Genomic DNA, 10,778 nt, shown 5'->3' on the forward strand with positions numbered 1-10,778 from the left:
CAGGGCGAAAAAGGCCAGCCCGAGCATCCAGCGGGATCGGCTGCTCACAGGCTCCAGCGGGGCCAGCGAGCGCCTCCGCACGGTGGCCTTTGGCTGTTTTGTTGGCTCGGTAACGGACAGGGGTTGTACGGCGGACATGGAGCGCTCTTCTTCCGTCTATTTACTTGATGAAGCTGGCGTCGAAGGTGACGTTCAAGTCTTCAGGGGCCTTGCGGATGATTCCGGCCTCGAGCAGGATGGCTGTGGCGTCTTTCATAAAGGCCTGCAGCTCGCCCGCAACGAACTTCTGGTTGGCGGCCTTGTCCTGCCAGCGCATGAATGATGAGGACTTGGCGAACTGCTCGCCCGTCTGCTTGACGGCGGCGCCCATGATCTCGTTGGACTTGGCCGGGTCGGCCTTGATCATGTCGAGCGCCTGGAAATACGAGTTGGCCAGTGCCTGAGCCGCCTTGGCGTTGGCCTTGAGCCAGGTCGGGTCGCAACCCACGGTGTCCATCACCATGGGGTAGTCGAGCGTGGTGGCCAGAATCTTGCCGGCGCTGGGGTTCTCGCGCACGGTGGACAGGTACGGCTCGTACGTCATGGCGGCGTCATTCTGCCCCGCCACGAAGGCTTGTGCTGCGGCCTGGGGCGACAGCGTGGTGGTCTTCACGTCCTTGAGGCTCATGCCGTTCTTGCTCAGCATCCAGGCCAGGCCGAAGTACGGGGCCGTGCCAGGCGCGTCCACGCCGATGGTCTTGCCCTTGAGGTCTGCAAAGCTGTTGATGCTGCCGCGCACCGCGATGCCGTCGGCGCCGTAGGACTTGTCCATCTGGAAGATCTGCACGATGGGCACGCCGTTGGCGTTCCAGGCCACATGGGTCTCCACGGTGGTGGCAGCGCACTGGATGGACTTGGAGGCGAGGGCCAGGTGGCGGTCCTTCTGCGGGATCATCTTGATCTCCACATCCAGGCCGTTTTTCTTGAAGATGCCGGCCTTGTCGGCCAGAGTGAGGGGCGCAAAGCCCGTCCAGCCGGACATGCCCAGCACGATTTTGGTGTTTTGCGCCTGCGCGGGCGTGGCCACAGCCAGGACACAAGCAGCGGCCGCCGCCAGCGTTGCCATCTTTACAACCGATCCAGTCATCATCTGCTCCTGTTCGAAAAAAGAGTTCGTCGTCGCCCACGCGTGGCCAGGACACCCCAGCAACACCGCGCCATGATGCCATTGCGGAAACACCTGTCTATACAGGGTAATCACCAACGAACCACGGCGAAGTGGGTGCGGACAGAACAGCAAGAACGAGGCCAGCCCAAACAGAGGGCCATGCCCCCAGACCACGAATCAGCAATGCTATTTATTTGATAGCTTGCAGCGCTTATTCAGCGTGCGTTAGCGGCACTTTTTACGTAAATATCTAACAAACGTAGATATCAACTTGCACCATACAGGTGCAACCTGGGCCTGCGGGAAATGGGCCGCCTACACATCACTGCGGCACGCCACCCGCTGCTCCCATCAGAAAGCGGTGCCAGGCAACACCGCCTCGACCAGCAGGCCCCGGCCAGTATTGGCGATGTGCAGCGCAGCTGCAAGGGTTGGCCAGCAGGGTCGCTCTGGCGCGAAGCGTTGTCCAGCAAGTTGCGCAGTAGCCTGGTGCGCGAACGATCCAGCGTGAGCAGCGGCAGGCTTTGTCCCTCGTCCGCCCCACCCTTTTGGCGACAACACTCCAGGTGCACCTGCGGCGCAGACCCATGGCGCAAGGCTAGCTCATCCATCACTTGTTGCACCAGCCAGCGCAGCTCGGTGATTTCGCTGGTCTGCGCTGCGTGGCAGCTAGCCCCCCATGGCCAGGGAGTCGCACAGGTCTTGCAACTGCTGCGCCTGCGGTGCTGGTAGCGTGCCCGCACGCAGCAAAGCGGCGCGCTGCACGCCTCGCAAGCGAAAGTAGAGCTCGTCTTCCAGTGCCTCCACCTCCGCCGCATCTGCGCTGAGCAGGGCCGATGGGTTCCACAAACCGCTCTCGTTCCAGCCGGTGCGCAGTCGTCCCAACAAAAATTCTGCAAGCTCCAGCGCCTGCTGCAACGCAGGCAACTGGGCCTGCGCTGCCAAAGCACTCACCCGGCTTTCTGCTGACGCCAGCACCTCACTCAAGGCAGCCAGGCGCTGCTGAATGTCTTCAGGCTTCATCACTGCAGATTGGGGTGGCTGTGCGCTGGACGCATGGGTAATTTTTCCGACCCAGACCAAATCGAATTCTCCGGGAACCGCACGCAGCGCCACACTGGCGTGCAGCAAGTGGCTGTAGGGGCTGCGCAGCGCGTGGAGGGTGGCCTCCGTCACCGCCAACAGACGGCCCTGCGTGGACATCTGCCCCCCAGCCAACGCATTGGGGTAGCCCGATTGGTCCAGCCGCTCGTGATGCTCTGCCACAGCCCTGGCCACGTCGGCGGGATAGTTGGTCAACTGCGCCAAGAGCAGCGACCCCACATGCGGATGCACCACCAGCTGCTGGTAACTGGCAAAGTCCAGATCCCGGTCGGCCTCGGCTTCGCCGTGCTCCGGGCCGATGTACATCTCGCCCACATCGTGCAACAGACCGCAGAGCAACGCCAGGCGCACCGCGGCGTCGTCTCCACCTCCTGCAGCCATCAGAGCCCCGTTCAGAGCCATTGCGGCCACAGCATGAGCGTAGTGTTCAGGCCGCGCGGTCTGCGCGGCGGTGAGCAAAAGCTGGGCTACAGGGTGCAGAGTCAGCCCTTTGATCAAGCTGGCCAAACGCTGGGCATGGGGTTGCAGCAAAGGGAGCAGCGCGGAGCCGCCGCCCAGCAATTCTTCGAACGCAAGCGCCAGGCTCGCGGCGCTGACGCCATCTTCCGCCACCAAACTGGTTTCCAGCGGCTGACGCAACTCACGGTCCAGCAGCTTGCGTTGCAGCGAGGTGGACACAGGCTGGTTGCCAGCCCAAAGCTTTACGCCGGAAATGTCGTAGATGTCGGTGGCGGAAATGATCCGGCGGGTTTCGCTCGCCTCCAAAATGGTGGCCAGAGCGTGGGGGTTGGCTTTACCGAAAGCACTTCGGTCAGAGGCGGTAGGTGGCGTCATCGTGTGTCCCCCAGAAACGTGATGGCTGATTATGAGCCGCGCACTCCCAAAAGTACCACCCTGGTTTGCCACGGGCGGGGCGATAGCGCGTGAGGCCCCTGAGAGAAATCTGAAATTGGTCATGAAAGACGGCAAGATCTGCAAGAACACGCTATGAACGTCTTCAAACAAGCCCACACAGGGTCCGGCGCGCATTTTGGTGGCCTTGTACAGATCGCCCTGGTGCTTGGTCGCGGGCGAGGGAACACCGTTGCTCATATCACGGCCCTTACGCCTCAAATTCACCGTAGGTTGGGGTCGGCGGTCCACAAGATGGCATACGTCCTGGCTTCAATATCCCAAGTACTGGGATGACGGGATGCTGTCGATACCGCCTCAATGCGCAGATGGGGATCCAAACGAAAAAGCCCTGAACAACTTTGTTGCTCAGGGCTTATCTTGGCGGAAACGGAGGGATTCGAACCCTCGATGAGGCTCTACACCCCATACTCCCTTAGCAGGGGAGCACCTTCGGCCACTCGGTCACGTTTCCAATCCCGCTATTATGCCTCATTTTTGAGGCTTTCTAGGAAAACCTGGAGGCTTGCCGGAGAGGTTTCAGGCCGCACTCCATTCAAGTACAGCCCCTTGCCTCAGCGCAAAGCCACGCCCCACTTTCAGCCGCAAACGGTGTCCTCGGGTCGTGCACGCAGCTATCTGATCCAGCAGCTCCGCCAGCTGGGCGGCGGATGGGGTGGTTTGGTGATGGATCCGCAGCCAGTAGCGCAAGACGTTGGCCTGCCTTGAGCGGGTCAGCGTCTGTAGGCGCTGGATCGTGGGAGGCAAGCCCGTGGCAGCGAGGTCTTGCTCTGCGATCTCTTGCAGCAACTCGTCTGCCTGGGCTGCGTTGGCCGCGGTTCGTCCAAACGTTTCCCGATACGAGGGGAAAACTGCCTGAAGCGCAGGCAGTAGCTGGGCGCGAATGCGATTGCGGGTGAAACGCTGGTCTGTGTTGCTGGGGTCTTCTATCCACGCATGCCCACCTTGGCGCAACCAGTCGCGCACGTCATGACTGGATACCTGGAGCAGTGGCCTGCACCAAACGCGCCCTTGCCGTTGCCAGTGGGCGGGCATGGCCGCGATGCCTGCGACCCCTGCGCCGCGCGACAAGGCAAGGAGCATGGTTTCTACCTGATCGTCCGCGTGCTGCGCCAGCGCTACAGTCTTGATAGCAGCTAGCGCAGGCTCAGAGGCCAGTGCAGCATCAAATGCCTGATAGCGCGCCTGGCGTGCAGCGTCTTCCGGGCTCTGGCCGCTGGCGTGGCGACCGTCCACACGCTGCACGAACAAGGGAACACCGAGAGCGTTGCACAGCTGCACGCAATGCCGCTCGAAAGACGCTGCCGCCGCTTGCAGGCCATGGTTCACATGGATGGCGCTGACTTGCCCTGGGTACTTTCGTGACGCGGCCAACAACAGCGCCGTAGAGTCTGCGCCCCCACTGAGCCCGACAGCCAAGGGTAGTTTGGGAGAAAACGCCGCCATGGCGGCATCCACGGAGATGGTCATGCCCAGACCTCCGCATGCCCTGCCCCGCACTGGCACCATTGAACAAACCACCGAAGGCGAGAGAGAAGCCCAGCCATCGGCACAAATGCAAAAGCCCCATCCGGGGCCTTTGCAGCGGTGCTACGTAGCGCGAAACTCGTGGCCACAGTCAGGCGTTCAGCGGCTGTCTGCCTTGGTGTCACTGAAGCGGCCATAGCTTTGCAGACGCTCATAACGACGATCCAGCAGGTCTTTGGTCTTGAGGTCGGCCAATTGGCGGAAGGCATCGCCCAAAGCGCGCTTGAGGAAAGCCGCCATTTGCTTGTGGTCGCGGTGGGCGCCGCCCACGGGCTCGCTCACGATCTTGTCCACCAGGCCTAGGGCCTTGAGGCGGTGGGCGGTGATGCCCAAAGCGTCGGCCGCTTCCTGGGCCTTGTCGCTCGTCTTCCAGAGGATGGAGGCGCAGCCTTCAGGGCTGATCACGGAATAGATGGCGTATTGCAGCATGACGACTTGATCAGCCACGCTGATAGCCAGCGCGCCGCCCGAGCCGCCTTCGCCGATGATGGTGGTGATGATGGGCACTTCAAGTTGCGCCATCTCGAAGATGTTGCGGCCGATGGCTTCAGACTGACCACGCTCTTCGGCGTCGATGCCGGGGTAAGCGCCGGGCGTATCCACAAAGGTGAACACGGGCAGCTTGAACTTCTCGGCCGTTTTCATCAGGCGCAGCGCCTTGCGGTAGCCCTCGGGCTTGCTCATGCCAAAGTTGCGCATGGCGCGTTCTTTGGTGTCGCGGCCCTTTTGGTGGCCCATCACCATGCAGGCGTGGCCGTTGAAGCGGGCCAAGCCACCTACGATGGAGAGGTCGTCCGCATAGTGACGGTCGCCGTGCAGTTCCACAAAATCAGTAAAGATGTCGCGCACGTAGTCGAGCGTGTAGGGACGCTCGGGGTGGCGGGCAATCTTGGTGATCTGCCAGGGGCTCAGCTCGCTGTAGATGTCTTTGGTGAGCTGCTGGCTCTTCTTGCTGAGCTGATCGATTTCTTCAGAAATATCGACAGCGCTTTCAGTCTGCACGTAGCGCAGTTCTTCGATTTTGGATTCGAGTTCAGCAATCGGCTGTTCGAAATCCAGAAAGGTTTTTTTCGCCAACGTTTTTCTCCTTAGGTCGCGCACTGCGGGGCAGCCGCGAACGGCACGCAATGTAACCGATGTCAAACAAGGGTCGGTTGTCCGCCGTTAATCGGTGGTGGGTGCGGGGTCCAGCGACCGCCAAATATACCAAGTCGCCACACTGCACCAGGGCTTCCAGGCCTCGGCCACTTCACGCGCATCGCTGCGGCTGACCTGCTCGCCCGAAAAATAGTTCTGGCTGATACCGGTGATCAGTCCAGGGTCATCCAGCGGCAGCACATTGGGGCGCTGCAGATAGAAGATGAGGAACATTTCGGCCGTCCAGCGGCCAATGCCACGGATGTCCACCAGCTCGGCAATGATGGCCTCGTCGTCCATGGACTCCCAGTCCTTGACGTGCAGCTTGCCGTTGTCAAAGTGCAGGGCCAAATCCACCAGATAGTCGATCTTGCGGGCCGACAAGCCTGCGGCGCGCATATCGTCCACCTTGAGCTTGAGCACATGGGCCGGGCTCAGGGTTCGCGACAACGCGGCAAAGCGTTCCCACACGGCTTGTGCGGCTTTGACCGACGACTGCTGGCCCACGATGCTGCGCGCCAGCGTGGTGAAAGCATCGCGGCGGGTTTGCAGCGCTGCATCACCAAACTGAGGAATCAGGCGCTTCATCACCCGGTCTTTTTTGACCAAGTGCTTGCAGGCCTCGGCCCAGTAGGCCGGCGTCGCCAGGTCAGGCGATGCCTGGATGGCATCCGCAGATGCTATTTTTTTAGTAGCTGCCACCGCTCATCCAGTCTGCCTTGATGGCGGTTTTTTTCATAAAAAGAATCACTGTGCAGCTTCCCAGGTCGTACCCGCTGCAGAGTCCTTGAGCACGATGCCCTGGGCCAGTAAGGCCTGACGGATGCGGTCGGCCTCAGCAAAGTCCTTCGCGGCCTTGGCAGCAGCGCGAGCGGCAATTTGCGCCTGAATAGCGGCTTCGTCGAGTCCAGCACCCGCCTGCAAAAACGCCTTGGGATCGCCCTGCAGCAAGCCCAGGCATTGGGCCAGGGCCTTGAGCAGACCAGCCAGTTCGGCAGACCGGGTCTTGTTGACTTCGCTGGCCAGATCAAAGAGCACTGCCACGGCTTCGGGCGTCCCAAAGTCTTCGTCCATGGCGGCCTTGAAGCGGGCAGCGTAGGGGTTGCTCCAGTCCACAGCCACGGCGGCGGGTTCCACCAGGCTCAGCGCGGTGTACAAGCGCTTGAGGGCCTGGCGCGCGTCGTCCAGGTGGGCATCGCTGTAATTGAGTGCGCTGCGGTAATGGGCGCGCACGATGAAAAACCGCACCGTCTCGGCGTCGTATTGCTGGAGCACATCGCGGATGGTGAAGAAGTTGCCCAGGCTCTTGGACATCTTCTCGTTGTCCACGCGCACAAAGCCGTTATGCACCCAGAACTTGGCCAGCGGCTTGCCCGTAGCACCTTCGCTCTGGGCGATTTCGTTTTCGTGGTGGGGAAATTGCAGGTCCGCACCGCCGCCGTGGATGTCGAACGTCTCACCCAGCGTGGCGCAGCTCATGGCCGAGCACTCAATGTGCCAGCCGGGGCGGCCGGTGCCGAATTCGCTGGCCCACTTCGCGTCTTCCGGCTCATCGGCCTTGGCAGACTTCCACAGCACGAAGTCGAGCGGGTCTTCCTTGCCGTCTTGCACGGCCACGCGCTCACCCGCACGCAGCTCGTCCAGCGACTTACCCGACAACTTGCCGTAGCCATCGAACTTGCGCACGGAGTAGTTCACATCGCCATTGCTGGCGCGATACGCCAGGCCCTTGCCTTCCAGCTGGCCAATCAGCGAAAGCATTTGCGGCACATATTCTGTGGCGCGGGGCTCTACCGAGGGCGGCTCAATGCCCAGCGCGCCAATGTCCTGGTGCATGGCGGCGATCATCTCGTCGGTGAGCTGGCGGATGGTGATGCCGCGCTCCAGCGCGCGTTTGATGATCTTGTCGTCAATGTCGGTGATGTTGCGCACGTAGGTCACGCGCATTCCGCTGGCCTTGAGCCAGCGCTGCACCACGTCAAACGCCATCATCATGCGGGCGTGGCCAATGTGGCACAGGTCATAAATGGTCATGCCGCAGACGTACATGCGGACGTGGCCAGGTTCGAGCGGAGAAAAGTCTTCCAATGCACGCGACAGCGTGTTGTAGATGCGCAAGCTCATGGGATGTCAGGGTCGGGATCGGGGGTGTGGATGGGCGATGCGGATCACCCTGTAGCGCGAGGAATCGGTCCCTCGCGGGGGACGGCGCCTCAAGTGGGCGACCGATGAAATCACCAGCGGCAACAGTGCTCCGTCATGACAACCCCCTCAGCTACAATCCGCCGCAGTATAAGCCCGGCCCGGGTTTCACGCCGTTCAACCCCTCCAGAACCCTCATGAAGCAAGTCCGCCGCACCCTTCCCCGACTACTGCGCCTGTTGGCACTGACGGCCCTTGTCGGTACCGGTGCTGCCCAGGCGCAGGCCAACGACTATGCCGAAATCACGCAGCTGCTCAAGGCCGGCAAAGCGGCCGAAGCCCTGACCAAGGCGGACCAGCGATTGTCTGCCACGCCCCGCGATCCGCAATTGCGCTTTCTCAAGGGTGTGGCCCAGGCCGACTCGGGCAAGCCGGCAGACGCCGTGGCCACGTTCACCAAGTTGACTGAAGATTACCCAGAGCTGCCCGAGCCCTACAACAACCTGGCCGTGCTGTATGCCAACCAGAACCAGCTGGACAAGGCCCGCACCGCGCTGGAAATGGCCATCCGCACCAACCCCAGCTACGCCACCGCGCACGAAAACCTGGGCGACATTTACGCCAAGCTGGCCAGCCAGGCCTACAACAAGGCACTGCAGCTGGATGCGGCCAACGCCACATCGGTCAAGCCCAAGCTGGCCCTGATCCGCGAATTGTTCTCGGCCGACATTGCCAAGGGTGCCAAGCCTGCAGCGGCAGCGCCTGCCCCGGCCGTGGTGGCTACCCAGCGGCCGGCACCGGCCCCTGCACCTGCTGCGGCCCCAGCACCTGCTGCGGCCCCTGCCCCAACAACCGCCCCTGCCGCCACAGCGGCTGCACCGGCTGCCACACCAGCCCCGGCACCCGCCGCGCCAGACGCAGCCAAGCAAGAGGCCGCGAAGGATGCCAAGGAAGTCACCGCAGCCGTGCAAGCCTGGGCTGCCGCTTGGGCAGCCAAAGACATGAAGGCCTACCTGGCCGCATACGGCAAAGACTTTGACCCACCAGGCCGCATGACCCGCGCCGCGTGGGAGAAAGAACGTGAGGCCCGGATCGTGGGCAAATCCAAGATCACCGTGCAGGTGTCCGACCTGAACGTTTCGGTGAACGGCAACAAGGCCACCGCGCGCTTCCGCCAAGCCTACAGCGCTGACTCGCTGAACGTCTCCAGCCGCAAGACGCTGGATCTGGTCGAGAGCAACGGCCGCTGGCTCATCGTGCGCGAAGCCACTGGCGGCTGACCTGCAAACCGCCTGCGCTGCACCCACCCTGCCCACGGGCAGTGATGTGTGCGGCGGGCGCCTGACCTTGACTTGCCCTCTTTCCTTTATCTTGACAGCCCCTTGACACAGCGCCACAGGGTGGGAATGCCCACCTGGATTCGTCACACCGCCAGTACCCTGACCCTGCTTGCCATGGCCGTGCAGGCCAGCGCCTACGCACAGCCATCCCAGCCGCCCAAGCGCACATCGGCCCAGGCACCGCAAGCCGCTGCAAAAAACCAGCGCTCAGCGGCCCCCTCCAAGCGCGCTGCAGCCAAACCGGCAGCCCCGGTGGCCCCCGCCGCACTGCGAGACGGGCAGGCCGAGGCGCGGCTGCTGAAGGTGTACCAGCTGGCCAGTGAAGGCCGGGGGCGCGAGGCACTGGTGCAGGCCGAAAGCCTGGCCCGCGAGCATCCCAACTTTCAACTGGCGCAACTGGCCGTGGGCGACCTGCTGGCGGCCCGCGTGCGCCCCGTCAAGCAACTGGGCGATGTCCCGGAGCCCTCCCTGCCCTACCCGCCCGAGGTGATTGCCACGCTGGACGAACTGCGCACCGAATCACGCCAGCGTGTGCAGGCGCAGCGCAACCGCCCCGCGTCCACCCACATCCCGGCGCAGTTTGTCGAGCTGGCCCCCCGCTACAAGCATGCGATTGCTGTGGATACCTCGCGTTCGCGGCTGTACCTGTTCGAGAACACCGACAAGGGCCTGAAGCTGGTGGCGGATTACTACGCCTCGGTGGGCAAGCTGGGCATTGAAAAGGCGACGGAAGGCGATCAGCGCACCCCCCTGGGCGTGTACTTCATCACCAGCCGTCTGGACCCCGCCACGCTCAAGGACTTTTACGGTGCGGGTGCCCTGCCCATCAATTACCCCAACCCGCTGGACCAGGTGCGGGGCAAGACCGGCAGCGGCATCTGGCTGCACGGCACGCCGCCCGACCAGTTTTCTCGCGCACCGCTGGCCACGGACGGCTGCGTAGCCCTGGCCAACCCGGACCTGGAGCGCATTCTGCGCACGGTGGAGCCCCGCTCCACCCCCGTGGTGATTGCCAAGCAACTGCAATGGGTGCAAGCCCACAGCGTTCAGGCCGAGCGCAATTCGTTCGAAGCCGTGCTCAACGCCTGGAGCGCTGCCAAGTCCGAAGGCAACATGAACCGCCTGCTCGGCTTTTACGCCCCGGACTTCCAAAGCCACAAGAAAAAGCCCCTGTCTGAATGGGCCACCGTGCTGCAGGCGGAATCCCAGGCGCTCAAGGGTCGCCCTGTCCACCTCAAGGACAAGGCTTACCTGCGCTGGACGGACTCGGCCGACACCATGGTGGTAACGTTCGGCGAAGTGGCAGAAGGTGCGCGCACCGGCCCCATCAAACGCCAGTACTGGACGCGGCGCGGCCAGCAATGGCAAATCTTTTTTGAAGGAGTGATTGGATGATTTCCAAAAGAAAATCGGTGCTGGCGCTTGCTGGATTTGCGCTGGCAGCTATGTTTTCCGTAGCACCCGCCCAC

General features: G+C 62.6%; 8 protein-coding genes and 1 tRNA gene. 2 read left to right on the top strand and 7 right to left on the bottom strand.

Annotation, left to right across the window (positions count from 1 at the left end; translation table 11 throughout):
• Nucleotides 1–160: 160 nt before the first annotated feature.
• From AADJ04_RS15915 to cysS, 7 genes are all read right to left on the bottom strand, one after another.
• Nucleotides 161–1,126: an ABC transporter substrate-binding protein gene (locus tag AADJ04_RS15915; RefSeq protein WP_341240212.1), complete on the bottom strand. Its 966-nt coding sequence runs from the start codon at nt 1,124–1,126 to the stop codon at nt 161–163.
• A 690-nt stretch (nt 1,127–1,816) separates the two neighbouring features.
• A complete protein-coding gene (locus AADJ04_RS15920; RefSeq protein WP_341240213.1) occupies nt 1,817–3,085 on the bottom strand; it encodes an HD domain-containing phosphohydrolase in 1,269 nt (422 codons plus the stop codon).
• A gap of 439 nt (nt 3,086–3,524) precedes the next feature.
• Nucleotides 3,525–3,617: transfer RNA gene (locus tag AADJ04_RS15925), tRNA-Ser, on the bottom strand.
• Nucleotides 3,618–3,682: 65 nt separating this feature from the next.
• Nucleotides 3,683–4,633 carry a tRNA lysidine(34) synthetase TilS gene (gene tilS / locus AADJ04_RS15930; protein WP_273623060.1) on the bottom strand — a complete coding sequence of 317 codons (951 nt, stop codon included), beginning with the start codon at nt 4,631–4,633 and terminating at the stop codon, nt 3,683–3,685.
• Between the two features lie 156 nt (nt 4,634–4,789).
• Nucleotides 4,790–5,767, bottom strand: coding sequence for an acetyl-CoA carboxylase carboxyltransferase subunit alpha (locus AADJ04_RS15935; RefSeq protein ID WP_066690120.1), 978 nt, complete (start codon nt 5,765–5,767; stop codon nt 4,790–4,792).
• An 87-nt stretch (nt 5,768–5,854) separates the two neighbouring features.
• Nucleotides 5,855–6,529, bottom strand: a complete 675-nt coding sequence (locus tag AADJ04_RS15940; protein ID WP_341240214.1) for a DNA-3-methyladenine glycosylase 2 family protein — start codon at nt 6,527–6,529, stop codon at nt 5,855–5,857.
• Between the two features lie 45 nt (nt 6,530–6,574).
• Nucleotides 6,575–7,951 (bottom strand): cysteine--tRNA ligase, encoded by a 1,377-nt coding sequence (gene cysS, locus AADJ04_RS15945; protein WP_341240215.1) that lies wholly within the window; start codon nt 7,949–7,951, stop codon nt 6,575–6,577.
• Between the two features lie 215 nt (nt 7,952–8,166).
• On the opposite strand from cysS, the gene AADJ04_RS15950 reads away from it, so the two are divergent.
• Together AADJ04_RS15950 and AADJ04_RS15955 are read left to right on the top strand one after the other, a co-directional pair.
• Nucleotides 8,167–9,249, top strand: coding sequence for a tetratricopeptide repeat protein (locus AADJ04_RS15950; protein ID WP_207373017.1), 1,083 nt, complete (start codon nt 8,167–8,169; stop codon nt 9,247–9,249).
• 126 nt (nt 9,250–9,375) lie between these two features.
• Entirely contained in the window at nt 9,376–10,704 is a 1,329-nt protein-coding gene (locus tag AADJ04_RS15955; protein ID WP_341240216.1) for a L,D-transpeptidase family protein, read from the top strand.
• Nucleotides 10,705–10,778: the final 74 nt, after the last annotated feature.

The sequence above is a fragment of the uncultured Acidovorax sp. genome (assembly GCF_964021665.1).
Classification (GTDB): Bacteria; Pseudomonadota; Gammaproteobacteria; order Burkholderiales; family Burkholderiaceae_C; genus Acidovorax; species Acidovorax temperans.

What these genes read in the sequence shown, in the direction of transcription:
- AADJ04_RS15950 (WP_207373017.1), top strand. Translation starts at nt 8,167, where the DNA reads ATGAAGCAAGTCCGCCGCACCCTTCCCCGACTACTGCGCCTGTTGGCA.
- cysS (WP_341240215.1), bottom strand. Translation starts at nt 7,951, where the DNA reads ATGAGCTTGCGCATCTACAACACGCTGTCGCGTGCATTGGAAGACTTT.
- AADJ04_RS15955 (WP_341240216.1), top strand. Translation starts at nt 9,376, where the DNA reads ATGCCCACCTGGATTCGTCACACCGCCAGTACCCTGACCCTGCTTGCC.
- AADJ04_RS15920 (WP_341240213.1), bottom strand. Translation starts at nt 3,085, where the DNA reads ATGACGCCACCTACCGCCTCTGACCGAAGTGCTTTCGGTAAAGCCAAC.
- tilS (WP_273623060.1), bottom strand. Translation starts at nt 4,633, where the DNA reads ATGACCATCTCCGTGGATGCCGCCATGGCGGCGTTTTCTCCCAAACTA.
- AADJ04_RS15915 (WP_341240212.1), bottom strand. Translation starts at nt 1,126, where the DNA reads ATGACTGGATCGGTTGTAAAGATGGCAACGCTGGCGGCGGCCGCTGCT.